This is a genomic window from Pseudomonas sp. MM211 (genome assembly GCF_020386635.1).
Classification (GTDB): domain Bacteria; phylum Pseudomonadota; class Gammaproteobacteria; order Pseudomonadales; family Pseudomonadaceae; genus Aquipseudomonas.
Genome location: NZ_CP081942.1, coordinates 1,521,038 through 1,545,791, shown reverse-complemented (window position 1 = coordinate 1,545,791; position 24,754 = coordinate 1,521,038). Strand labels below are relative to the sequence as shown.

General features: G+C 60.5%; 17 protein-coding genes. 4 read left to right on the top strand and 13 right to left on the bottom strand.

Annotated elements, in window-relative coordinates; all coding sequences use genetic code 11:
* Positions 1-41: 41 nt before the first annotated feature.
* The 9 genes from gltB to K5Q02_RS06870 form a co-directional block, all read right to left on the bottom strand.
* Positions 42-4,490 carry a glutamate synthase large subunit gene (gene gltB, locus K5Q02_RS06910; protein WP_225837689.1) on the bottom strand — a complete coding sequence of 1,483 codons (4,449 nt, stop codon included), beginning with the start codon at positions 4,488-4,490 and terminating at the stop codon, positions 42-44.
* 221 nt (positions 4,491-4,711) lie between these two features.
* The gene (locus tag K5Q02_RS06905) at positions 4,712-6,310 is read right to left on the bottom strand and encodes an AAA family ATPase (RefSeq protein WP_225837687.1); all 1,599 of its coding nucleotides are present in this window, start codon (positions 6,308-6,310) and stop codon (positions 4,712-4,714) included.
* A 7-nt stretch (positions 6,311-6,317) separates the two neighbouring features.
* Entirely contained in the window at positions 6,318-7,424 is a 1,107-nt protein-coding gene (aroB, locus tag K5Q02_RS06900; protein WP_225837686.1) for a 3-dehydroquinate synthase, read from the bottom strand.
* 51 nt (positions 7,425-7,475) lie between these two features.
* Positions 7,476-7,994 carry a shikimate kinase AroK gene (aroK, locus tag K5Q02_RS06895; RefSeq protein ID WP_225837684.1) on the bottom strand — a complete coding sequence of 173 codons (519 nt, stop codon included), beginning with the start codon at positions 7,992-7,994 and terminating at the stop codon, positions 7,476-7,478.
* A gap of 3 nt (positions 7,995-7,997) precedes the next feature.
* Positions 7,998-10,139: a type IV pilus secretin PilQ gene (gene pilQ / locus K5Q02_RS06890; protein ID WP_225837682.1), complete on the bottom strand. Its 2,142-nt coding sequence runs from the start codon at positions 10,137-10,139 to the stop codon at positions 7,998-8,000.
* A 54-nt stretch (positions 10,140-10,193) separates the two neighbouring features.
* Positions 10,194-10,712: a type 4a pilus biogenesis lipoprotein PilP gene (pilP, locus tag K5Q02_RS06885; RefSeq protein ID WP_225837680.1), complete on the bottom strand. Its 519-nt coding sequence runs from the start codon at positions 10,710-10,712 to the stop codon at positions 10,194-10,196.
* Positions 10,709-11,332 carry a type 4a pilus biogenesis protein PilO gene (gene pilO, locus K5Q02_RS06880; protein ID WP_225837678.1) on the bottom strand — a complete coding sequence of 208 codons (624 nt, stop codon included), beginning with the start codon at positions 11,330-11,332 and terminating at the stop codon, positions 10,709-10,711. Before pilO ends, pilP begins: the two co-directional genes overlap by 4 nt.
* Complete coding sequence (locus tag K5Q02_RS06875; RefSeq protein ID WP_225837676.1) at positions 11,329-11,901, bottom strand: PilN domain-containing protein; 573 nt, start codon at positions 11,899-11,901, stop codon at positions 11,329-11,331. Before K5Q02_RS06875 ends, pilO begins: the two co-directional genes overlap by 4 nt.
* Complete coding sequence (locus K5Q02_RS06870; RefSeq protein WP_225837674.1) at positions 11,901-12,965, bottom strand: pilus assembly protein PilM; 1,065 nt, start codon at positions 12,963-12,965, stop codon at positions 11,901-11,903. Before K5Q02_RS06870 ends, K5Q02_RS06875 begins: the two co-directional genes overlap by 1 nt.
* A 181-nt stretch (positions 12,966-13,146) precedes the next feature.
* Between K5Q02_RS06870 and K5Q02_RS06865 the strand changes: the two genes are divergently transcribed.
* Complete coding sequence (locus K5Q02_RS06865) at positions 13,147-15,585, top strand: penicillin-binding protein 1A (protein WP_225837672.1); 2,439 nt, start codon at positions 13,147-13,149, stop codon at positions 15,583-15,585.
* A gap of 178 nt (positions 15,586-15,763) precedes the next feature.
* Here the strand turns inward: K5Q02_RS06865 and K5Q02_RS06860 are convergent, their stop codons facing one another.
* The 4 genes from K5Q02_RS06860 to rpmE form a co-directional block, all read right to left on the bottom strand.
* Positions 15,764-17,032 (bottom strand): malic enzyme-like NAD(P)-binding protein, encoded by a 1,269-nt coding sequence (locus K5Q02_RS06860; RefSeq protein WP_225837670.1) that lies wholly within the window; start codon positions 17,030-17,032, stop codon positions 15,764-15,766.
* 102 nt (positions 17,033-17,134) lie between these two features.
* Positions 17,135-18,571 carry a M48 family metalloprotease gene (locus tag K5Q02_RS06855; RefSeq protein WP_225839612.1) on the bottom strand — a complete coding sequence of 479 codons (1,437 nt, stop codon included), beginning with the start codon at positions 18,569-18,571 and terminating at the stop codon, positions 17,135-17,137.
* A complete protein-coding gene (locus K5Q02_RS06850; RefSeq protein ID WP_225837668.1) occupies positions 18,571-19,368 on the bottom strand; it encodes a thermonuclease family protein in 798 nt (265 codons plus the stop codon). The genes K5Q02_RS06855 and K5Q02_RS06850 overlap by 1 nt, the downstream gene beginning before the upstream one ends.
* A gap of 25 nt (positions 19,369-19,393) precedes the next feature.
* Complete coding sequence (gene rpmE / locus K5Q02_RS06845; protein WP_225837666.1) at positions 19,394-19,609, bottom strand: 50S ribosomal protein L31; 216 nt, start codon at positions 19,607-19,609, stop codon at positions 19,394-19,396.
* A gap of 310 nt (positions 19,610-19,919) precedes the next feature.
* Between rpmE and K5Q02_RS06840 the strand changes: the two genes are divergently transcribed.
* The 3 genes from K5Q02_RS06840 (at position 19,920) to K5Q02_RS06830 (ending at position 24,751) form a co-directional block, all read left to right on the top strand.
* On the top strand, positions 19,920-22,139 hold the full coding sequence (locus tag K5Q02_RS06840; protein ID WP_225837665.1) for a primosomal protein N': 2,220 nt from the start codon (positions 19,920-19,922) through the stop codon (positions 22,137-22,139).
* Positions 22,140-22,291: 152 nt separating this feature from the next.
* Positions 22,292-24,055 carry an arginine--tRNA ligase gene (gene argS, locus K5Q02_RS06835; protein WP_225837663.1) on the top strand — a complete coding sequence of 588 codons (1,764 nt, stop codon included), beginning with the start codon at positions 22,292-22,294 and terminating at the stop codon, positions 24,053-24,055.
* Positions 24,056-24,751 (top strand): SPOR domain-containing protein, encoded by a 696-nt coding sequence (locus K5Q02_RS06830; RefSeq protein WP_225837661.1) that lies wholly within the window; start codon positions 24,056-24,058, stop codon positions 24,749-24,751.
* The last annotated feature ends 3 nt before the right edge of the window (positions 24,752-24,754 follow it).

Genomic DNA, 24,754 nt, shown 5'->3' with positions numbered 1-24,754 from the left:
CGTCACTGCCAGGCAGCTTGGGCTCGCAGCTTGAAGCTGCTTTATTGCGGGTTGGCGCGGATACTGGAGAGCAGCGACTTGAGGTTCGCGGCCTTGGGTTTTACCAGCCAGAACTTGCGCAGGTAGTCGTCCAGGTTCTCCAGCAGATTGCGGCCCCACTCGCTCGACGTCTCTTCGACGTACTCGGCCAACACGCGCTCCAGGTGGCTACGGTAAGCCTCCATGGACTCGTTGTTGATCCGTTGAATCTCCACCAGCTCGTGGTTCACGCGGTCGTAGAAGCTGTTGTCCAGATCGAGTACGTAGGCGAAACCACCGGTCATGCCTGAGCCGAAGTTGTAGCCGGTCTTGCCCAACACGCAGACGAAACCACCGGTCATGTACTCACAGCAGTGGTCACCCACGCCTTCCACAACGGTATGTGCACCCGAGTTGCGCACCGCGAAACGCTCGCCCGCGGTACCCGCTGCGAACAGCTTGCCACCGGTAGCGCCGTACAGGCAGGTGTTGCCGATAATGGCGCTCTCCTGGGTTTTGTACGGACTGCCCTTCGGCGGCACGATCACCAGCTTGCCAGCGGCCATGCCCTTGCCGACGTAATCGTTGGCGTCGCCTTCGAGGTACAGGTTCAGGCCACCAGCGTTCCACACGCCGAAGCTCTGCCCGGCAGTCCCCTTGAAGCGGAAAGTGATCGGCGCTTTGACCATACCGTGATTGCCATGCACCCGAGCGATTTCGCCGGACAAACGGGCACCAATGGAGCGGTCGCAGTTGCAGATGTCCAGCTCATACTCGCCACCACTGGCGCTGTCGATCGCCGACTTGGCCATGGACAGCATCTCTTCGGCCAGCAAGCCTTTGTCGAACGGCGGGTTGCGATCCACCTCACAGAACTGCGGCTTATCCGCGGGGATGTAATCGCTGCCGAGCAGCGGCGTCAGATCCAGATTGTTCTGCTTGGCGCTTTCCCCCGGCAGGATTTCCAGCAAATCGGTACGCCCGATCAGCTCGCCCAGGCTGCGCACGCCGAGCTTGGCCAGCCATTCGCGGGTTTCTTCGGCGATGTAGGTGAAGAAATTCACCACCATGTCGACGGTACCGATGAAGTGATCCTTGCGCAGCTTGTCGTTCTGCGTGGCTACGCCGGTGGCGCAGTTGTTCAGGTGGCAGATACGCAGGTATTTGCAACCCAGGGCAACCATCGGCGCAGTACCGAAGCCGAAGCTTTCAGCACCGAGGATGGCAGCCTTGATCACATCCAAGCCGGTTTTCAGACCGCCGTCAGTCTGTACCCGCACCTTGCCGCGCAGGTCGTTACCGCGCAGGGTCTGGTGGGTTTCCGCCAGGCCTAGTTCCCACGGCGAACCGGCGTACTTGATCGAGCTCAGCGGCGAAGCGCCGGTGCCGCCGTCGTAACCGGAAATGGTAATCAGGTCGGCATAGGCCTTGGCCACACCAGCGGCGATGGTGCCGACGCCCGCTTCGGATACCAGTTTGACCGACACCAGTGCACTGGGGTTGACCTGCTTGAGGTCATAGATCAGCTGCGCCAGGTCTTCGATGGAATAGATATCGTGGTGCGGCGGCGGCGAAATCAGCGTAACGCCCGGTACGGCATAGCGCAGCTTGGCGATCAGGCCGTTGACCTTGCCACCCGGCAACTGACCACCTTCACCGGGCTTGGCACCCTGAGCCACCTTGATCTGCAGCACTTCGGCATTGACCAGGTATTCCGGGGTCACCCCGAAACGGCCAGTGGCGATCTGCTTGATCTTGGAGCTCTTGATGGTGCCGTAACGCGCCGGGTCTTCACCGCCTTCGCCGGAGTTGGAGCGCGCGCCCAGGCGGTTCATCGCCTCAGCTAGGGCTTCGTGGGCCTCTGGCGACAGCGCGCCCAGAGAGATACCGGCGGCGTCGAAACGCTTGAAGATCGACTCCAGCGGCTCGACTTCGTCCAGCGCCAGCGGCGTATCGGCCAGCTTGACCTGCAGCAGGTCACGCAGCATCGACACCGGGCGAGTATCCACCAGCTTGGTGTATTCCTTGAAGGTCTCGTAGCTGCCCTGCTTCACTGCTGCCTGCAGGGTGTTGACCACGTCCGGGTTGTAGGCGTGATACTCGCCGCCGTAGACGAACTTCAGCAGGCCGCCCTGCTGGATCGACTTGCGGTTGTTCCAGGCTTCGCCCGCCAGCGCCTTCTGCTCGGCTTCCAGGTCGACGAAACACGCACCCTTGAGGCGGCTCGGCACACCACGGAAGCACATGCCGGTGACTTCATCGGCCAGGCCGACCGCTTCGAACAGCTGGGCGCCGCGGTAGGAACCGACGGTGGAGATGCCCATCTTCGAGAGGATCTTCAGCAGGCCCTTGGAAATGCCCTTGCGGTAGTACTTGAAGACTTCGTACAGATCGCCCAGCACTTCGCCAGTACGGATCAGGTCGCCCAGCACTTCATAGGCCAGGAACGGGTAAACCGCCGAGGCGCCGAAGCCGATCAGCACCGCATAGTGGTGCGGGTCACGGGCGGTGGCGGTTTCGACCAGGATGTTGCAATCGCAACGCAGGCCGGTTTCGGTCAGACGATGGTGCACCGCGCCAGTGACCAGCGCAGCATGAGCCGGCAGCTTGCCCGGCGCAATGTGACGGTCAGTCAGCACCAGCAGCACTTTGCCGGAACGCACGGCTTCTTCAGCCTGGTCGGCCATGTTGCGCACGGCCGCTTCCAGACCGATCGACTCGTCGTAGTTGAGGTCGATGATCTGCCGCTCGAAACCCGGGCGCTCCAGGTTCATCAGGGTGCGCCACTTGGCCGGGGAGATTACCGGCGAGCTGAGGATCACCCGCGAGGCGTGCTCCGGCGACTCTTCGAAGATGTTGCGCTCGGCACCGAGGCAGATCTCCAACGACATGACGATGGCTTCGCGCAGCGGGTCGATCGGCGGGTTGGTGACCTGCGCGAACTGCTGGCGGAAGTAGTCGTACGGCGAGCGCACGCGCTGGCTCAGCACCGCCATCGGCGTGTCGTCACCCATGGAGCCGACCGCTTCCTGGCCCTGCTCGGCGAGCGGACGCAGCACCTGGTCACGTTCCTCGAAGGTGACCTGGAACATCTTCATGTACTGCTTGAGCTGATCAGCCTCGTAGAAAGCCGAACCATGGTCGTTGTCTTCCATGGTTGCGCGGATGCGCAGCGCGCTCTTGCGCAGCCACTGCTTGTACGGGTGACGCGACTTGAGACGGTTGTCGATGTCGTCGGTGGTCAGTACCTGGCCGGTTTCAGTATCGACGGCAAGTATCTGGCCCGGGCCGACGCGGCCCTTGGCGACCACGTCTTCGGGCTGGTAATTCCATACACCGATTTCCGAGGCCAGGGTGATGTAACCGTTGGTGGTGGTCACCCAGCGCGCCGGGCGCAGGCCGTTACGGTCGAGCAGGCACACGGCGTGACGGCCATCGGTCAGCACTACGCCAGCGGGACCATCCCAGGGCTCCATGTGCATGGAGTTGTATTCGTAGAACGCACGCAGGTCGGCGTCCATGGTTTCGACGTTCTGCCACGCTGGCGGAATGATCATGCGCACGCCGCGGAACAGGTCGATGCCGCCGGTGACCATCAGCTCGAGCATGTTGTCCATGCTCGAGGAGTCGGAGCCCACGCGGTTGACCAGCGGATAGAGCTCTTCGAGGGCAGGAATCTGGCCATTTTCGAATTTGGTACGGCGTGCCTGTGCCCAGTTACGGTTACCGGTGATGGTGTTGATCTCGCCGTTGTGGGCGAGGAAACGGAACGGCTGAGCCAGCGGCCACTTTGGCAGAGTGTTGGTGGAGAAGCGCTGGTGGAACACGCAGATCGCGGTCTGCAGGCGCTCGTCACCCAGATCCGGGTAAAACTGCTGCAGGTCGGCCGGCATCATCAGGCCTTTATAGATGATGGTCTTGTGCGAGAAGCTGCAGATGTAGTGCTCGCTGTCTGCGGCATTGGCCACCGATGAGCGGCGACGCGCGCAGAACAGCTTGATGGCGAAGTCCTGATCGCTCAGGCCATCGGCGCTGATGAACACCTGCTCGATCTGCGGCAGGCGCTCCAGAGCCAGACGGCCGAGTACGCTGGTATCGATCGGCACCTTGCGCCAGCCGACCAGGGTCAGGCCGGCAGCCTGGATCTCGCGGTTCATGTTGTCGCGGGCAGCGCTGGCCTTGGTCTCGTCCTGGTTGAGGAAGACCATGCCTACGGCATATTGCTTGGGCAGCTCGACGCCAAAGGTGTCCTTGGCGACGGCGCGCAGGAACAGATCGGGCTTTTGAATCAGCAAACCACAGCCATCACCCGTCTTGCCGTCGGCATTGATGCCGCCACGGTGGGTCATGCAGGTCAGTGCTTCTATCGCCGTCTGCAACAGGTGATGGCTTGCCTCACCTTGCATGTGGGCGATCAGGCCGAAGCCGCAGTTATCCTTGAACTCATCAGGATGGTACAGACCTGCTTTCATAGGGAACTCTCACCAGACTGCCTTACTCGGCATTTTTCTTTCTAATTCAATCAATTACCCTGCGCGCAGGTCAATGCGCCCAGCTTTGCGCAGGCAAACGGAGGTCATTGTACATAGCGAGATAGACGTCACAAAGAACAATGTGACGAAAAACAGGAATAAAATGTCGCAAAAATGAAAGAACCCGTTACAGCGATTACACCGTAACGGGCACGTTTCTATCAGGGCGCCATTTCCTGAGTGACACTGGCGAAGGTTTTCGGCCACGGCTTACCGGCTTGAACCTTGGCGGGCAAGGTCTTCACGGCGGCCTGGGCGGCGTCGCGGGTGGCAAAGCTACCATAAGTGATGACGAAAAGCGGCTTGCCCTGGTGCATCTTCTTGAAATACCGATACTGCGCGCCATTCTGGCTGACGAAGGAACGCGCACTGCTTTCCGTACTGGTACCGAGAATCTGCAGGGTGTAGTGGCTCTTGGTCTGCATCGCATACCAGCCACTGCCCTGCGTTGCGCCGGCCGCTGCGGGCGCCGGAGGTGCAGGAGTGGGCTTGGGTGCTGGCGCCGGGGTCGGCTTCGGCTGCTCAGCGGGCTTGGGTTGCTGCGCCACTGGCGGCGCTGCCTGAGGGGCGGGAGCAGGCGCAGCGGGCGGCGCAGTCTCGGGGGCTGACTGGGACGCCACTGGCGGCACGGTCACCGGCGTGCTTGCCACTGGCTCGGGCAACTCCACATTGGCCTCACCATCAGTCTCGCCGGCTGCCTGAGCCAGGGGCTGACGAATCACCGGCTGGGACTGGCCAACCAAAGGCAGCGGCAGCGGCTGATTGCTACCGGCGAACTCGATGGCAGGCCGGCCATCCGCTCCCTGCTCGGCGCTTGGCTGAGCCGCCTGAGCTTCGGGCGGCTGTTGCGGCTGTTGCGTGGCATCGATAGGCAACTGCGCCTGAGTTTCCGGAGCATCCGAGGAGCCCGAACGGCCTTGCATCAGCAGGGCCGCTACCACACCGAGAGCGACCACACCCAAGGCGAGCAGATGCTTCCTCGGCAGATTGAAGGAGAAACCACCGGCCTTTGCCGATCCGCGGCGCGACGCCATGGCATCGACCAAGACGTCACGGGCCACCCGATTGATCTCGCCCGGCCAGCCGCCGGAACGATCATGAATCAATTCGATCTGCTCCTCGGAAAGCAACTCTATACCCTGCGCGGCACCCTCCAAACGTAACGCCAGGTATTCACGCGTCTCATCCTCTGCATAAGGCTGCAGTTCGATGACGTGGAATGCCTCTTCTGCGCCTGCCAACGCCTCCAGGCGCGAGATCAGATCCGTATCGGCGAATAGAAAGACATGGGGACGCCCGTCAGAATTGCCTTGAGTGAGCACCAGCAAAGCTTCCAGCGACGCCTCACTGAGCTCCTCGGCATCGTCGATGAGCAGATAAACTTCCTGCCCTGTCAGCGACAACTGGCCGACCTGAGCCAATAACGACGCGCGATCCGTCTGCTGAGTATTGAGGCCCTGCGCGATATGGCGCATCAGTGTCGCAGGGTCTGCCGCGCCCTGAGCAGAAACCACCACGTTGTGCACGGCTTGCTTGTTGGTACTGGCGACCAACGCCTGCCGCAGCAAGGTCTTGCCACTGCCTTCAGGCCCCGTCACCACCAGCAGCAACTGGCTATAACGCGCCAGATGGTGCAACTGCCCAAGCACAGGCTTGCGCTGCGCTGGGAAGAACTTGAAGCCCGGCACCCGCGCCGCGAACGGGTCATGGGTGAACTGATAGTGGTCGAGAAACGCTTCGTCGGCGTGCAAACTGGTCATTGAATACTCACTGATTGTTAAGCCGAGCCACCAGCGCCGAGTAATCGGCAGCCAGGGTGGCACTCAAGATGTCTCGCGGGTAATCGCTGGTCACTACCGCTTCGCCTAGCGAACGCAGCAGTACCAGTCGCAACTGGCCATCCAACACTTTCTTGTCGACTGCCATGTGCTCGAGAAAGTGCGCCGAGTTCATTTCCTGCGGCGGCACTACGGGCAGGCCAGCCGCCTGAAACAGGCGAATACCACGGTCACGCTCATCGGCATTGATCCACCCCAGTCGATGAGACATCTCCAACGCCATCACCGTTCCGGCGGCTACCGCTTCACCATGCAACCAGACGCCATAGCCCATATGAGTCTCGATGGCATGGCCAAAGGTGTGACCGAGATTCAGCGTGGCTCGCACACCCGTTTCTCGCTCGTCAGCGCCAACCACTCGTGCCTTGGCCGTACAGGAGCACTCAATGGCTTGGGTCAATGCAACCTGATCCAACGCGCGCAATGCAGCCATATTGGCCTCGAGCCAGCCAAGAAAGGGCTCATCGCAGATCAACCCATACTTGATCACTTCGGCCAGCCCTGCCGACAACTCACGCGGCGGTAGCGTATCCAAGCTACGCGTATCGATCAGTACCACCTGCGGCTGATAGAAAGCACCAACCATGTTCTTGCCCATTGGGTGGTTAATGCCAGTCTTGCCGCCTACGGAGGAGTCCACCTGGGACAGTAGTGTGGTAGGAATCTGGATGAAATTCACGCCACGTTGATAACAGGCTGCCGCGAAGCCAGCCATGTCACCGATCACACCGCCACCCAAAGCAATGACCGTAGTGCGGCGATCATGACGAGCACCGAGCAGGCCATCGAAGATAGTTTGCAGCGTTTGCCAGTTTTTGAACCCTTCGCCATCGGGTAGTACGACCGAAGTGACGCGATAATCCGCCAACGTCGCCTCCAACCCCGCCAAATACAGCGGTGCGATGGTTTCATTGGTGACAATGGCAACTTGGCGACCGACGATATGCGGCGCCAGCAAATCGGCACGAGTGAGCAGGCCAGCACCGATATGAATGGGGTAGCTGCGCTCAGCGAGATCAACATGGAGTGTTTGCATGGAGCCCCCAATTTAAAAAGGGCTCTAGGATAACGCAGTTCGCCCCAGTCATTAACGGGGCGCTAGCGCTTCCAGCCTCTCTAGAATTTCCTGAACCACCAAACGCGGCGGGCGCTCATCGGTTTCGATGATCACATCGGCAATTTCCCGATACAGCGGATCACGAATAGCGAGCAGGTCAGCAAGCACCTGCCCAGGGTTGGGCGCACGCAGAAGTGGACGATTGCGATCACGCGCCGTGCGGTCGATCTGCTGCTCGACAGAGGCATGCAGATAAACCACTCGCCCGCCGCCTCTTAGTGCTTGCCGGTTCTGGGGTCGCAGCACTGCTCCGCCCCCGGTAGCCAACACCAAGCCTTCAGACTCGCAAAGCGAGCAGATCACCGCTTGCTCACGCTCACGAAAACCCTGCTCCCCCTCGACATCGAAAATCCAGGGAATGTCTGCACCGGTACGCTGTTCGATCTCCTTGTCGGAGTCCTTGAAAGGCAACCGCAACTCTTTGGCAAGCAAGCGCCCGATAGTGCTTTTTCCAGCACCCATCGGGCCGACAAGGATCAGATTACGCACAAATTACCGACTCACGGCCACCGCGGAAGTGTTCATGATGCGCGGAGTGATGAAAACCAGCAACTCGGTCTTGTTGTCAGTCACCATGTCGCGGCGGAACAGACGTCCAAGGTAAGGCACATCCCCCAGGAAAGGCACCTTCTCCGTGGACTTGGTTTGGGTATTTTCAAACACCCCACCAATCACGATGGTCTCACCATCTGCAACCAGAACCTTGGCATTGACTTCGTTCTTGTTGATCGGCGGCACGCCATTGACGGCATTAGCAAAGTCTGGCGCATCCTTGGTCACCTTAACTTCCATGATAATCCGGTTATCTGGCGTGATCTGTGGCGTCACTTCCAAGGACAATGCCGCCTCTTTGAAGGATGTCGAAGTGGCACCACTTGAGCTTGCTTCCTGATAAGGCACTTCCTGCCCCTTGAGAATTTTCGCCGTCTCCTTGTCAGAAGTGACCACTTTCGGCTGGGAAACTATTTCGCCATTGCCCGAGTTCTCCATCGCGGAAAGCTGCAGATCTAGTACAACATTATTACTCAGGAAGCCAATACCGATACCAGAAGTGCTGTTGGTTACGCCCATATCTACGAAAGGTAAGCGCGCCAATCCATCATCCAGCGTCGTGCTGCCAATAGTGTCAGTCCCAACAAAGCCTGCACGCTGACCTGTATCTTCATCAAATGCCTGAACCCCATCCTTACCACTTACATCCCACCCACCTCGTCTTGCGCTCCCCCCCCAACGGACACCCAACGCTTTGTCGTAGTTGACTCTGGCCTCAACGATACGCGCTTCAATCATCACCTGACGAACCGCCACATCGAGCTGAGCCACGATGCGGCGCAGTTCGTCCAAACGCTCTTGAGTCTGATAAGCGATGATGCTGTTGGTGCGATCATCGACGGTAATAGAACCCCGATCATCCGCTACGCCGCCATTGGCACTGGTCACCGACTGGAACAGCTTGGCCATATCGGCCGCCTTGGCGTAGTTGACCTGAATCAGTTCGCGACGCAGCGGTGCCAGTTCGGCAATCTGCTTCTGCGACTCCAGCTCCTGACGCTCACGCGCGGCGATTTCTTCAGCGGGCGCAACCAGCAGCACGTTGCCAATCTGGCGCTTGTCCAACCCCTTGGTTTTAAGCACCAGATCCAGCGCCTGATCCCATGGCACGTTCTGCAGGCGCAGGGTGATATTGCCAGCCACCGTGTCACTGGCGACCAGATTAAGGTCAGTAAAGTCAGCAATCAGCTGCAGCACCGAACGTACGTCAATGTCCTGAAAGTTCAGAGACAGCTTCTCGCCGGTATAAGCAAAGCGCTCAGCCTGACGCTTATCAGCATCTTCCTGGGTCAGCGGCTTGACGCTCAGGGTCAGCTTGTTCTCGGTCTGATAGGCCAAGTAGTCGAAAGCACCAACGGGCTCGATAACGATGCTCGCATCATCACCCGCGCCGCTGGCACTGACGAACTGCACCGGTGTAGCGAAGTCCTTCACATCCAACCGCACACGCAGCGCTTCAGGCAATTGCGTACGGTTGAAATTCAGGATGATCTTGCCGCCGCGCTCCTGAATATCGGGACTCACAGAAGCATCGGACAAATCGATAACAATGTTGCCCTCACCCTGCTCGCCACGCTGGAAGTCGATATTACTGATTGCCTTGTTCACCGCGCCGAACACCTTGGGGGCGGCCGGAGCGGCGACAGGGGTTGCAGGCTGAACAGCGCCTGCCGTACTCACCGGAGCAGCAGCGGTCGTGGCAACACCCGCGCCAACCTGTACAAACAGGTTGTTGCCTTCAGTGCGGGTGTTATAAGGCGACAGACTGGTCAAGTTGATGATCAGACGAGTGCGGTCTTTGGCCTCGACAACAGTCACGCTGCGGGCGTTGCCCATCCCCAGCTCGCGATTCTTCACGCCGAGTTTGTTGGTAACCCCGGGCAGATCCAGCGCGATACGCGCGGGTTGCTCGATGGTGTAGCCGCGCGGCGCCGTCACCGGCTCGTCGAAAGACAGTTTCAGCTCGACGCGGTCACCCGGCAGAGCAGCCACATCCAGCGCCTGCAGGTTGGCCGCCAGGACGGCAGGAGAGAGCATAGCCACCAGTAGCGAAATGCTTAGGCGAGAGAGAGAGCTGTTCATGCTTGGGTTCCGTTTGGCAGACCGGTTATTTCTATTCATGCTTCACCTCGCTCCTCAGGAGCGCTCCTTCAGAGTGAGGGTACGGGGGCGTTCGAGCCAGCCACCATCACCGTCAGGGACGATCTCGACCACGTCGATCTTGGCACTGTCGATGGATACGATTCGGCCATCATTGCGTCCAAGGTAATCCCCGACCTTGACGCGATGAACACCGCCCGCCCCGTTAACCAAGGCGAATGAACCGTTATCGTTGGCGAGCGTGCCCACCATTTCGAAGAGCTCGATATTGAATCCTTCGAGAAACTGCTTGACCCGTGTTTCGTCCGGTTTTACTTCCTTGTCGCCTTTCACCCGACTAACCAAATCAATTTTCACGGGCGGCTGGAATGGACTACGCATCGCTGCAGCGCTATAGGTGAAACTCTCGTAAGGCTGTGGCTGAGGGAGAGGCTCGATCTGACCTTTCGGCCGAGCCCTCACTTCGTCCATATAGGTCTGAAGATCAGAAAAATCACCGCCACCACAGCCCGCCAGGCTAAGCAGTAGCAGACTCGACAGGAAGACGCGCTTCATGGCTGTGCTCCCTTGTCGTTGTAGCGATAGGTTTTCGCCAGGATACTCATGCGCAGTTTGGAGGTGCTGCCCTGCTCTGCAGGAACGAGTTCGAAATCATGTAGCGTGACGATACGTGGTTGGCTAGCAACACCGCTGACGAAGGTAGCCAAGTCGTGATAACCGCCAACCACCTTAATCTGGATGGGCAACTCGATATAGAAAGGCTGAGTGACTTCCGGTAGCAACTTGATCTCCTCGAACTCCAGACCGCTATCCAGGCCAATACGAGTAATGTCCTCGAGCAGCCCTGGAACTTCCGTATCACTCGGCAGTTGCTTGAGCAGTGCTCCGAACGAGACCTCCGCTTCTTTCATCTGCTCGCGATAGGCTTCAAGGTTGGCAGCCTGGAAAGCCTTGGTAGAGAACTGCTCCTTGAGCGTCTCTTCATCCATGCGCTGCTGATCCAGACTGGCCTGCAGATCTTTCAGATGGAAGTTGTACCCAAGCGCCAACACCAGTACCACAGCAATAATACCGGCAATGGCCTTGACCGCTGCGGGCCATGAACCGATGTTGTTGAGGTCGAGATCGTTGAAGTCGATCTTGCGCAAGCCCGCCAGTGAATCGTTCAAGCTCATGGCTTGACCTCCGTTTCTTGCTTGACTGGCTGCGCTTGCTGCACGGTCAACTGGAAGGTATTGGCCTGATCCACCGCACCGGCGGTAACGGCCTTGACCTCGGTCAGATTGGGAGATGCCAACCAGTCGGAGGCGTCCATATCACGCATCAACTTGGAAACCCGACTATTGGATTCGGCCGCACCGACGATCGCAATGGTCTTATCGGTCATTTTCACACCAGTGAAATACACGCCGTCAGGCAGCGTTCGCACCATCTGATCAAACACACGGCCAATGATCGGACGATTGCCCTGCAAATCCTGAATGATCTTCATCCGCTCGAGCAACTGCTGGCGGCGCGTGCGCAGTTCGCTGATTTCAGCGATACGCGTATCCAACACAGCGATTTCCTTACGCACATAGTCGTTGCGCGCCTGTTGATTTTCGATTTCGCCATTAAGGTACTGATCGCCCAAGAAAATCAGCGCTGCAGAAGCGACCAGCAAGCCGCCCAACGAAACCAGAAAGCGCTGCTTGCGCTCTTCGCGCAGTTGTTCGCGCCAGGGAAGGAGGTTAATCCGCGCCATCAGTCGAAACTCCTCATCGCCAGGCCGCAGGCAATCATCAGTGCCGGCGCATCACTGGCCAGCGCACCCGCATTGACCTTGCCACTCAGGGCCATGTCTGCGAATGGATTGGCGACCAACGTCTGGGTACCGATTTTCTGCTGAATGAGTCGATCAAGATCCGGGATCGACGCCGTCCCGCCCGCCAACAGGATGTAATCGACATCGTTGTACTGGCCGGCGGCAAAGAAGAATTGCAGCGAACGGGAGACCTGCTGCACAAGTGCATCCTTGAACGGCTGCAGTACCTCGCTTTCGTAATCGTCGGGCAGACCACCCTGCTTTTTCGCAAGACCCGCTTCGTCGACGGAAAGGCCATAACGGCGCTGAATTTCTTCAGTCAATTGCCGGCCACCGAACAGCTGTTCGCGGGTGTAGATGGTGCGCCCGTTGTGCAGCACGCTGAGCGTGGTCATGGTCGCGCCAATGTCGACCACTGCGACGGTCAGCTCATCATGGACACCACCCAACTGCTCGGAGAGCAAGTTGTAGGCACGCTCCAAGGCATAGGCTTCGACATCCACCACTTTGGCAGTCAGCCCAGCCAACGCCAGGGCAGCCTCGCGAACTTCGACGTTTTCCTTGCGGCAGGCAGCCAGCAGCACTTCAACGCGATCCGAGTTGCGCGGGGACGTGCCCTGAACTTCGAAATCGATCGCCACCTCTTCAAGCGGATAAGGGATGTACTGGTCGGCTTCCAACTTCAGCTGATTTTCCAACTCGTCATCCGAAAGCCCAGATTCCATCTCAATGGTCTTGGTGATGACCGCAGAGCCTGCAACAGCGACTGCCACCGTACGCACATTGGTCTTCGCCTTGGCCAGCAAGCGCGACAGCGCCTCACCGACACCCTCGAGCTCGGCGATATTTTTCTCGACGACAGCATTGGCGGGGAGCGGCTCGACAGCATAAGCCTCTACCTTGTAGCGGCTTCCTGAGCGACTCAATTCGAGGAGCTTGACGGAGGTCGAACTTATATCGATCCCCAAAAGCGTATTCGCTTTCTTACTGAAGAGCCCTAGCACGACCGATTTCCTATTCACATCCATAACTTACGGACGATTTATGTTTTTCCACATTAAATAGCAGACTTGACAGAAGCGCAAATGGCTCCCCAGCAAAAAAAACGCTTATAATGTGATCCGTTTTTGCCTTTTCGCTTTGTCTTCCGCTTAACTCATTCTTTTATCTGGAAATCCAAAAATCTTGATGCGTTTGCTGAAGTTTTTCTGCTGGTCCGTTATCGCTGTTTTTTGTGCGCTACTACTCAGCGTCAGCGGTGCCTTCCTCTACCTGAGCCCGACTCTACCCTCTGTCGATGCCTTGCGCAGCATAGAGCTGCAGATTCCGCTTCGGGTCTACAGCAGCGATGGAAAACTCATTGCCGAATTCGGAGAAATGCGCCGTTCACCCATCGCATTCGCCGACATACCGCCTGATTTCACCAGCGCTCTACTCGCTGCAGAAGACGACAACTTCGCAAACCATTATGGCGTTGATCTTACAAGCCTGATGCGCGCTGCCACGCAATTATTGAAAACGGGGCAAATTCAGTCAGGCGGCAGCACCATCACCATGCAGGTGGCGAAAAACTTCTTTCTCACCAGCGAGCGTAGCTTCTCACGCAAGATCACCGAAATCCTCTTGGCTCTGCAGATAGAACGCGAGCTGAGCAAGAACGAAATCCTCGAGTTGTACGTCAACAAAATCTACCTGGGTCACCGTGCCTATGGAATTGAGGCTGCTGCTCAAGTCTATTACGGCAAATCCATCAAAGACTTGAGCCTGTCGCAGCTTGCGACGATAGCCGGTCTTCCCAAGGCACCTTCGAGCTTCAACCCGCTGACCAATCCGACTCGCGCCAAAGAGCGTCGGGACTGGATCCTCGGCCGCATGCTTCGTCTAGGCCGCATTGACCAGGCCCGTTACGAAACGGCACTCGCCGAACCTGTAGACGCCAGCTATCACGTGAAGACACCGGAAGTTCCGGCGCCCTATGTCGCCGAAATGGCCCGCGCCGAAATGGTCGGTCGCTACGGCAGCGATGCTTACACCCAAGGTTTCAACGTCACCACCACGGTGCCCAGCGACCTGCAACTGATGGCCAACAAAGCACTGCGCGACGGTCTGATCGATTACGACCAGCGACATGGCTACCGTGGCCCGGAAAGCCGTCTACCCGGAATGACCCGGGAAACCTGGCAGGCTGAACTGAGCAAACAGGGCACACGGGGCGGACTGGATCCCGCCATCGTTACTCAGGTCGAGAAAAGCGGCATCCTGGTGCTGACTCGCAGCGGCAGCGAGGAAGCGGTGTCCTGGGACAGCATGAAATGGGCTCGCCCCTTCCTCAATACCAACAGCCTGGGGCCACGACCACAGCAGCCCGCTGATGTGGTGCAGATCGGCGACCTGATTCGCGTGCAGCGCCAGGACGATGAGAGCCTGCGATTCGTACAACTACCTAGCGCGCAGAGCGCCCTGGTTTCTCTGGATCCGCAGAATGGTGCGATTCGCGCCCTGGTCGGCGGTTTCTCCTTCGAGCAGAGCAACTACAACCGTGCCATACAGGCCAAACGTCAGCCGGGGTCGAGCTTCAAGCCCTTTATCTACAGTGCCGCACTGGACAACGGCTACACCGCTTCCAGCCTGCTCAACGATGCACCTATCGTCTTTGTCGACGACTACATGGATCAAGTCTGGCGTCCGAAGAATGACAACAACACTTTCCTCGGCCCCATCCGCTTGCGCGAGGCGCTCTACAAGTCGCGCAATCTGGTGTCGATTCGCCTACTACAGGCCATGGGCATAGAGCAGACGCTGACCTATATCGAGCGCTTTGGCTTCAACCGCCAAGACCTGCCACGCAATCTATCTCTGGCGCTAGGCACCGCGAACCTAACACCCATGGAAATCGCTACCGGCTGGACGACGTTCGCCAACGGCGGGCACAAGGTTCAGCCTTACCTGATCCAGCGCATCGACAACCGCCATGGTGATCCGCAGTTCATCGCCAACCCACCAACCGTACCCAACAGCACGCAAATCGAAGTACCGCCCCCGGTGAATGAGGAAGGCGTGATGAGCACCGCCGAGGCAGCTCCGACGCAGTTGCCGGAGGCGCCAGACCCGGTGGACGCTGAACGCATTCTTGACGAACGCACCGCCTACATCATGACCAGCATGCTGCAGGACGTGATCAAGCGCGGCACGGGACGCCGCGCCATGGCACTGGGACGAACCGATCTGGCAGGCAAGACCGGCACCACCAACGAATCGAAGGACAGCTGGTTCTCCGGCTACAACGCCGACTACGTGACGACGGTGTGGGCTGGCTTCGACCAACCGGAAAGTCTCGGCCGTAACGAGTACGGCGGCACGGTAGCTCTGCCGATCTGGATGGGTTACATGGGCGCGGCACTCAAAGACAAGCCCAACCATACACCGAGCGAGCCGGACGGCATCCTCACCCTGCGCGTCGATCCGCACAGCGGTCGCGCTGCGGCACCAGGAACGCCGGATGCCTACTTCGAGCTGTTCAAGAGCGAAGACTCGCCGCCACCAATGAACGAACTCGACCCAGGAATGGGCGCGCCTGGTAGCCCGCTACCTGCCGACGAGGCCGCGCCGATCGACCTGTTCTAACGAGGCTTCGGCAACTGCAAGCCATATTCACGCTTGCAGTTGCTGACTGCTCCAGGCTACAGCGCGCGCTCCTGAGCCTTCGGCAGCCCACGACATTACTTTGCCATACAGCTCCACCTCTAAAAACAGGCATTAAAAAACCCGCCGAAGCGGGTTTCTTATTTTACCAGCCGATCACTCAGCCGTTGAACACGTCGTTGACCGACTGCAGCGGGTAGTGCTTCGGATACGGCAGAGTCGCCACACCACTTTCGATAGCAGCCTTGGCCACGGCATCGCAAACCACGGTGATCAGGCGGGCATCCATCGGCTTCGGAATGATGTACTCACGGCCGAACTCCAGGGAGATGCCGCCGTAGGCGTCGCAGACTTCCTGCGGAACCGGCAGTTTGGCCAGCTCGCGAAGGGCGTTGGCTGCAGCGATTTTCATTTCTTCGTTGATGCGGGTGGCACGAACGTCCAGAGCACCACGGAAGATGAACGGGAAGCCCAGAACGTTGTTGACCTGATTCGGGTAGTCGGAACGACCGGTAGCCATGATCACGTCATCGCGGGTGGCGTGAGCCAGTTCCGGGGAGATTTCCGGATCCGGGTTCGAGCAAGCGAACACGATCGGATTCGGCGCCATCAGCTTGAGGCCTTCGGCGCTCAGCAGATCCGGGCCGGACAGACCGACGAACACGTCAGCACCGGTCAGCGCATCATCCAGCGTGCGCTTGGTGGTCTCGGTGGCGAATACCGCCTTGTACTGGTTCAGATCATCACGACCGGCGTGGATAACGCCTTTGCGGTCGATCATGAAGATGTTCTCGACCTTGGCACCCATGCTCACCAGCAGCTTCATGCAGGAGATGGCTGCGGCGCCGGCACCCAGGCAGACGATCTTGGCTTCCGACAGTGCTTTGCCAGCGATTTCCAGGGCATTGAGCATGCCGGCGGCGGTCACGATCGCGGTACCGTGCTGGTCATCGTGGAAAACCGGGATGTCGCACTGTTCGATCAGCGCGCGCTCGATCTCGAAGCACTCAGGTGCTTTGATATCTTCCAGGTTGATGCCACCGAAGGTAATGGAAATACGCTTGACGGTGTCGATGAACGCCTGCGGGCTCTCGGCATCGACTTCGATGTCGAACACGTCGACACCGGCAAAACGCTTGAACAGCACGCCTTTGCCTTCCATGACAGGCTTCGAGGCCAATGGGCCGAGGTTACCCAGGCCGAGAATCGCGGTGCCGTCGGAAATGACTGCTACCAGGTTGCCCTTACCGGTGTAACGGTAGGCAAGCTCCGGATCGCGAGCGATCTCACGCACCGGCTCGGCGACGCCCGGGCTGTAGGCCAGAGAGAGATCACGGGCAGTGGCGGTAGGTTTGGTGAGCTCGACGCTCAACTTACCCGGACGGGGCTTCTCATGGTATTCGAGAGCGGCAGTTTTCAGATCAGACATAGTGGCATTTCCGCTTTTTTGGGCTATTGACTGGCAGGCGGCCGAGGATACGCAAAGTGCAGGGGCCTGCACAAGACTATGCAGTCAGCCTGCAAACGTGCCTCAGCGAACCGTCTTGAACCAATCGCCAGGACTAGGCTCGCCCTGTGGATAAAGATTATTGAGCAGGCGCAGGCTGCCTTCGGCATCGCCGGAAAGGCCGCTTTCGGCCGCCAGAGCCTTGATCGTCTGGCCTTGCCCCACGCGCACCAACTGCAACCTCAACGGCTCGGCCAGTTTGCGCTCGGTAGCCTGTAAAGTCCGGAAACTCTTGATTGCAGCGATGAACTGCGCATCGTCTTCCGCACGCACTGCGCGGCCCTTGACCGCGCCGACGAACAGATACGCCTTGCCACCCTTGAGGATAGCCGCCACCCGGCGCGACGCACTGCCGTCGATCACCCCCATGTGGCCCAGCAAACCAGCCTGCTGCAGTGGCGTTTCGTCGCGCAGACGATTGCCGCCGATACGCTGACGCAGCAGCGTCGCGGCATCGAGCTGACGAGGGTTATCTTCAAGAGTCATGGCGACGAACACCTGCTCGTCTGCCGAATGCCCGATCAGCGCCTGCGGCTGATTGATGATGCTCCAGCCTTTGGCAAAGTCCAGCGTAAAGTCCAGATCACGGTGATAGAAGCGCTCACCGCGCCGGATGCCACTCTCGACCGAGTCGCCAAACGGCAGATTCTGCAAGCGCTGCAAAAAGGTCTCGCGATTGACCTCCTGCTGCCCACTTACTAACGCCCGAGCCGGGCCTATTACCTGCTGCAGACGCCGATCGTTGTCAGGGTGTGTGTCGAACAAGCCGTGATAGCCACCAACCGGCTGCTCGTCACCGCGTTTGGCAGCCTGATCACGAGCGAAATCCTCCTGCAGCTTGAGCACCTTGACCACTTCGATCATAGCCTGTGGGTCATACCCGCCGCGCGCCAGGTATTGCGCACCCAGGCCATCGGCCTCGAGCTCCATGTCGCGGCCATAACCGCGCACGAACGCCGTGCCCAAAGCGCCGGTGACATCCCCCGCAGCACCGACACCGGTGCCCATCGCCACAGCCTGCCCAAGAATGCTCCAGGCCGTCGACTGACTTTGCTGGCGTACACCGTGGCGCGCCGTGACATGGCCGACTTCGTGCCCGAGCACCGCCGCCAGCTCCGCTTCCGAGCCGAGATAAGCCATCAGACCGCGATGGATATAGATGTAGCCGCCGGGCAAGGCGAAGGCATTGATATCCGGGCTGTCGATCACCGTAAATTTATAGTCCAGCTGACCGCGATGGCTGTGCCGCGCCACCCGCTCTCCGACACGCTGTACATAGGCCTGCAGCGCCTCGTCGGCGTAACGCGGGTATTGCTGAAGAATCTGCTGATGGGCGTCGCGACCAAGAGTCAGCTCCTGAGCCTCGCTCATCATCACGAAATCGTTGCGCCCGGTTGCCGGGTTGACCGCACAACCGGCAAGCACAGCCAACAGAGAGAGTGCGGCCAGCAGGCGAATCATCATGGCAATACCTCCAGCATGGCCCCGTGGGTCAGTGGCAACATCCAGCGTGCCTGGCCGACCTTCAGGCCGCCCTTGCGGGAGCGGTCGATCATCCAGCCACGCGCTTCGATTCGCTTGCCCTGCAGGTCACGCAGCAGTTTCGGATCGAAGGTATCCAGCACCGGTGGCGCTATACGCAACACCACTGAATGACCAAGTTCGATCCAGACACCACCGCGGTTGCGTTCGACCCGCTGTACCTGACCCTCGAGCAGAGCGAAGCCCCCACTGCGAACGGCGCGCGCCGGCAAGGGGCGCAGCTGCGCCCAAAGCCCGGCCCGCGCGCTGCGGGCCTGGTGCTCGGCCTGCCGATGACAGGTTACCAGCGCCGCATTGGGCGCAACAGCAACCAGCTGGCCGAAACCTTCGGCCAGCATCTGTGCTTCGAGGTTCTTGCCGCTGCTGTCATACAGGTGAGCCAGGGTTCGCCCGTAGCGATCCTTTTTCTGCTCACCAGCCTTGACGCCGACGCGCCCACCATTGGCTTCCACCAACTGGCTCAGGCGCTCACGCGCGGCCTCGGCGTATGGCTCCGCAGGCTGCCCCTTGCGCGCCAGTTCCGGGGCGTTGAGTCCGATCAGGCGAATACTGCGACCATCCACCAGGCGCAGGGTATCGCCATCGACCACGCGCTGTACCTTGACCTGCGCCAGCTTACCCGGCGTCGGGCAGAAGGCTTGCGCCGGTAGGCAAACCACAGAAACGAAAAAGGCGCCCACAAGGGACGCCTTCTTCAGTAGCGCGGCACAGCCCATAAGGCCTCCGTCGCTGCGCGCAAGCTTACTGCTTGGCGCCGAACATGCCGAAACGCTGTTTGAAGCGATCAACACGGCCGCCGGTATCCAGCATTTTCTGCTTGCCGGTGTAGAACGGGTGGCACTCGGAGCACACGTCCAGGCTCAGCGGCTTGGCCAGAGTGGAGCGAGTCTTGATGACGTTGCCGCAGCTGCAGGTGGCGTCGATGGCAACGTATTCCGGATGGATATCGGCTTTCATGATTTTTCCTCAGATCTTGTGCCGCCACCAGACTGGATGTCGGGTACCGCACGTAGGTTGGCCGCGGATCATACCAGAGCGCACCTGCGATGCAAGCCGCAGACTCTGCCGACCGTCGCCAGGGGGGCATGCTAGCAGGCCGTTGAAAAACGTTTGCGAGGCAGCCAGCGCAAGGCAAAAACAGGCGAAAAAGCGCAGTTTACTGGTTGTAAATGAGCATTTTGAGCCTGTTTTTAACGCAGCGATGGCAACGTAGGTAGTTTTTCAATGGCCTGCTAATATCGCGCCTCGCCTGCCTGGAGCCCTCCGCGTGCCCGACGCCATCCTGCGACTCGCCCTGCCCTCGCCGCTACGCCGCCTGTTCGACTACCTCGCCCCGCCTGGCGTGTCGGCCCGCGACCTGCAGCCCGGCGCACGCCTACGCGTGCCATTTGGCCGCCGCGAGATGATCGGCGTCCTGATCGAGGTCAGCGACCACAGCGAGGTACCGGCCGACAAACTCAAGCCGGCCCTGCAACTGCTCGACCTGCAGGCGCCCATGCCGCCGGCACTGCTACGACTGTGCCAGTGGACGGCCCAGTACTACCAGCACAGCCTGGGCGACACCCTCAGTTGGGCACTGCCAGTGCTGCTGCGCCAGGGCGAGCCGGCCGAAGCACGTCAGGAGCGTTTCTGGCTGATTGCCAAGGATGCGAAACTGGATGACCCGCGTTTGACAAGGGCTCCGCGCCAGCGTGACGCGCTGAAGACCATCGCCCAGCACCCTCATGGGGTCGCCCATCAGTTGCTCAGCCAACTGCAGATCAACCGCGACAGCCTGCAATTACTGCAGGAAAAGGGCCTAGTACGCGTTGAAGTACGCCGCCTGAGCAGTCCCGAACGCCACACCAGCTGGCTGGCCCAGCCAGAGCTGCCACTCAACCCCGAGCAGCGCGCCGCCGCCGAGGCGGTGCGGGCCGGCCTCGACAGCTTCAACGCGTTTCTGCTTGCAGGGGTCACCGGCAGCGGCAAGACCGAGGTTTACCTGCAACTGATCCGCGAGACGCTGGAGGCAGGCAAACAGGCACTGGTACTGATTCCGGAAATCAACCTCGGCCCGCAGACCCTGGCGCGCTTCGAGCGGCGCTTCAATGCGCGCATCGCCCTGCTGCACTCGGCAGTCAATGACCGTGAGCGCCTGGACGCCTGGCTGGCCGCCCGCGATGGCGAGGCCGACATCATCATCGGCACCCGCTCGGCGCTGTTCACGCCGATGAAGCGGCCGGGCCTGATCATCATCGACGAAGAACACGATGCCTCCTATAAACAGCAGGAAGGCCTGCGCTACCACGCCCGCGATCTGGCCGTTGTGCGCGCCCACCAGGAAAACGTCCCGATCGTGCTCGGCTCGGCCACGCCCTCGCTGGAGAGCCTGCATAACGCCCACAGCGGCCGCTACGCAATGCTACGCATGAATCAACGTGCAGGCGGCGCCCACCCGCCGCGTTTCCTGCGCCTGGATATCAAGAGTCGTCCACTCGACGCCGGCATGTCCCCGCCGCTGCAGCAAGCCATTGCGAAAACCCTGGCAGCAGGCCAGCAGGTGCTGGTGTTTCTCAATCGCCGCGGTTTCGCGCCGACGCTGCTGTGCCACGAATGCGGCTGGCTGTCGCAATGCCCACGCTGCGACGCGCGGATGACCGTGCACCAGCGCAGCCGTGAGCTGCGCTGCCACCATTGCGGCCATGCCGAACGTCAGCCAAGCAACTGCCCGAGCTGCAACAACGTCGACCTGCGCCCGGTCGGTGCTGGCACCGAACGAGCAGAGGAGCGCCTGGAGATCCTGTTCCCCGACGTGCCGGTGCTGCGGGTAGACCGCGACAGCACTTCGCGCAAGGAAGCCATGACCACCCTGTTCAACACCGTCCAGCGTGGCGAGCCGTGCATCCTGGTCGGCACCCAGATGCTCGCCAAAGGGCACCATTTTCCGCGGGTCACCCTGGTGGCCATCCTCGACGCCGACGGCGGCCTGTTCTCCGCCGACTTCCGCGCCAGTGAGCGCATGGCTCAGTTGATCGTCCAGGTGGCTGGCCGGGCCGGGCGCGCGGAGGAGCCGGGCAAGGTGATCATCCAGAGTCATCTGGCCGATCACCCACTGCTGGTGCAACTGACCGAGCAGGGCTACTTCGCCTTCGCCGACCAGGCCTTAAGCGAGCGCCGCGCGGCCGGCCTGCCGCCGTTCTGCCACCTGGCGCTGCTGCGCGCCGAAGCACACAAGCCCGGCCAGGCTGAAGGGTTCCTCGACGAAGCCTGCAACGAGGCCGAACAATTGCTGGGCGAGCTGAACCTGACCGGAATCGAGCTGCTCGGCCCGGTGCCCGCGCCCATGGAGCGCCGCGCCGGCCGTTACCGTGCCCAGTTGCTGCTGCAAGGCAACGCTCGCGCGCCCCTGCACAAGCTGCTCGCCCACTGGCTGCTGGTGCTCGAAAGCCTGCCCAGCGGGCGGGCCGTGCGCTGGTCGCTGGATGTCGATCCGATAGACCTTTTTTGAGCGGCAAGCCTCAGCCTGCAAGGCTAGAGGCAACGTTGAGGCATGCTTTTACTTGTGGCTGGTGGCTTGCAGCTGGCCGCTGCTTTTATAATGCCCCGTTTTCCACCCACGCTTTCGAGCGGCGCCGCACCTAGCGGTCGAATGAGCAGACCATGAAAGACAGTATTCGCCACCTGATCCAGCAAGCCCTGACCCGCCTGACCGCCGAAGGCGTTCTGCCCGAAGGCCTGAGCCCGACGATCCAGGTGGAGAACACCCGCGACAAGACCCACGGCGACTTCGCCAGCAACATCGCCATGATGCTGGCCAAGCCTGCGGCGATGAAGCCCCGCGACCTGGCCCAGAAGCTGATCGATGCGCTGCCTGCGGATCCGCAGGTGAGCAAGGTCGAAATCGCCGGCCCGGGCTTTCTCAATTTCTTCCAGAACAGCGACTCCCTGGCAGAACGCCTGGAAGCCGCGCTGGCCGATGATCATCTCGGCGTCCGCAAGGCCGGTGCGGCCGAGCGCGTGGTCGTCGACCTGTCCTCGCCCAACCTGGCCAAGGAGATGCACGTCGGCCACCTGCGCTCGACCATCATTGGCGACGCTGTGGCACGGGTGCTGGAGTTTCTCGGCGATGACGTGATCCGCCAGAACCATGTGGGCGACTGGGGGACCCAGTTCGGCATGCTGCTGGCCTTCATGGAAGAGAATCCTGCCGCTGCAGAAAGCGAGCTGGCCGATCTTGAAGGTTTCTACCGCGCTGCCAAGAAGCGCTTCGACGAATCCACCGAGTTCGCCGAGCGGGCGCGTGCCCTGGTCGTCCAGTTGCAAGCCGGCGAGCCGGAATGCATGCGCCTGTGGCACCGCTTCAACAGCATCTCCCTGAGCCACTGCCAGAAGGCCTACGACCGCCTGAACGTCAAACTGACGCCGGCCGACGTCATGGGCGAAAGCGCCTACAACGCGGAGCTGCCAGGGGTGATCGAAGCCCTGCGCGAGAAAGGCCTGCTGACCGAAGACAACGGCGCCCAGTGCGTCTTCCTCGACGACTACAAGAACGCCGAAGGAAACCCGCTGCCGGTGATCGTGCAGAAGGCCGGCGGCGGCTACCTGTACTCGACCACCGACCTGGCCGCCATGCGCTACCGCAGCCAGCAGCTCAAGGCCGACCGCGCACTGTACTTCGTCGACCAGCGCCAGGCCCTGCACTTCCAGATGGCCTTCGAAGTCGCGCGCCGCGCCGGCTTCGTGCATGAAGGCATGCAGCTCGAACACATGGGCTTCGGCACCATGAACGGCGCCGATGGCCGCCCGTTCAAGACCCGCGATGGCGGCACGGTGAAGCTCATCGACCTGCTCGACGAAGCGGAAACCCGCGCCTACGAGCTGGTCAAGGAGCGCAACGACCAGCGCCCTGCCAAGGGTGAAACGCCGTTCGACGAAGCCGAACTACGCGAAATTGGCCGAGTGGTGGGCATTGCCTCGGTGAAGTACGCCGATCTGTCCAAGCACCGCACCAGCGACTACAGCTTCAACTTCGAGCTGATGCTCAGCTTCGAGGGCAATACTGCGCCCTACCTGCTCTACGCCTATACCCGTGTGGCGAGCATTTTCCGCAAACTGGGCAAGGGCTTCGATGAGCTCGACGGCCGTATCGAACTTCAGGCGCCCCAGGAAATCGAACTGGCCGGCAAACTCGCGCAGTTCGGCGAAGTGCTGAGCAGCGTCGCGGACAAGGGCACGCCGCACTTGCTGTGTACCTATCTGTACGACGTTGCCGGGCTGTTCTCCAGTTTCTACGAGCATTGCCCGGTGCTCAGCGCTGAAGACGAGACCACCCGCCAGAGCCGCTTGCGCCTTGCCGCGCTGACCGGCCGCACACTCAAGCAAGGCCTGCAATTGCTCGGCCTGGAAACCCTGGAGCGCATGTAAGTGGCAGCCCGCAAGAAGCCCGCACCGAAACGCGGCGCCAGCCGTTACAAGGCCCCGAGCAAACGCCCGGTACCGGGCTGGATCTGGCTGGCCTGCGGCCTGGTGGTTGGCGTGTTCGCCATGCTGCTGTTCAACCTGCAGCCGGGCAGCGATGCGATCAAGCGTGAAAAACCGCAGCCGGAGCGCGCCAGCACCACGCCCAAAGCGACGCCGTCGGCGACCAGCCAGGAACCGGGCAAGCCCAAATACGACTTCTACACCCTGCTGCCGGAGTCGGAAGTCATCGTGCCGCCGGACGCCGTACCGCCGCCCACTACGCCGACCCCGCCGCCGGTAACGCCCGAAGAAGCGGCCAAGATCGACGCGGCCCGCGCACAAGCTGCGCTCAACGGCGAAACCCCACCGCCCGCTCCGCCCGTGGTGACCCCGACTCCTGCCGTGCAAGCGCCTTTGGCTACGCAGTTCTTCCTGCAGGCCGGTTCATTCCGCCGCAAGGACGACGCCGAAGGCGTGCGCGCGCAGATCACCCTGCTCGGTCAGAACGTACGCGTCGAGTCCGGCACGGTGCGTGACGAAACCTGGCACCGCGTGCTAGTCGGCCCGTTCGCCAACCGCGAGCAACTGGCTCAGTCGCAGAAAGCCCTGGCTGCCAACGGCTTCAGTAACCTCCTGTTGCAACAGCGCCAGAGCCGCTAAACC

Coding starts and splice junctions, on each gene's coding strand:
- K5Q02_RS06855 (WP_225839612.1), bottom strand. CDS start 18,571: ATGATTCGCCTGCTGGCCGCACTCTCTCTGTTGGCTGTGCTTGCCGGT.
- argS (WP_225837663.1), top strand. CDS start 22,292: ATGAAAGACAGTATTCGCCACCTGATCCAGCAAGCCCTGACCCGCCTG.
- K5Q02_RS06905 (WP_225837687.1), bottom strand. CDS start 6,310: ATGACCAGTTTGCACGCCGACGAAGCGTTTCTCGACCACTATCAGTTC.
- K5Q02_RS06875 (WP_225837676.1), bottom strand. CDS start 11,901: ATGGCGCGGATTAACCTCCTTCCCTGGCGCGAACAACTGCGCGAAGAG.
- gltB (WP_225837689.1), bottom strand. CDS start 4,490: ATGAAAGCAGGTCTGTACCATCCTGATGAGTTCAAGGATAACTGCGGC.
- K5Q02_RS06850 (WP_225837668.1), bottom strand. CDS start 19,368: ATGGGCTGTGCCGCGCTACTGAAGAAGGCGTCCCTTGTGGGCGCCTTT.
- pilP (WP_225837680.1), bottom strand. CDS start 10,712: ATGAAGCGCGTCTTCCTGTCGAGTCTGCTACTGCTTAGCCTGGCGGGC.
- rpmE (WP_225837666.1), bottom strand. CDS start 19,609: ATGAAAGCCGATATCCATCCGGAATACGTTGCCATCGACGCCACCTGC.
- pilQ (WP_225837682.1), bottom strand. CDS start 10,139: ATGAACAGCTCTCTCTCTCGCCTAAGCATTTCGCTACTGGTGGCTATG.
- aroB (WP_225837686.1), bottom strand. CDS start 7,424: ATGCAAACACTCCATGTTGATCTCGCTGAGCGCAGCTACCCCATTCAT.
- K5Q02_RS06860 (WP_225837670.1), bottom strand. CDS start 17,032: ATGTCTGATCTGAAAACTGCCGCTCTCGAATACCATGAGAAGCCCCGT.
- pilO (WP_225837678.1), bottom strand. CDS start 11,332: ATGAGCTTGAACGATTCACTGGCGGGCTTGCGCAAGATCGACTTCAAC.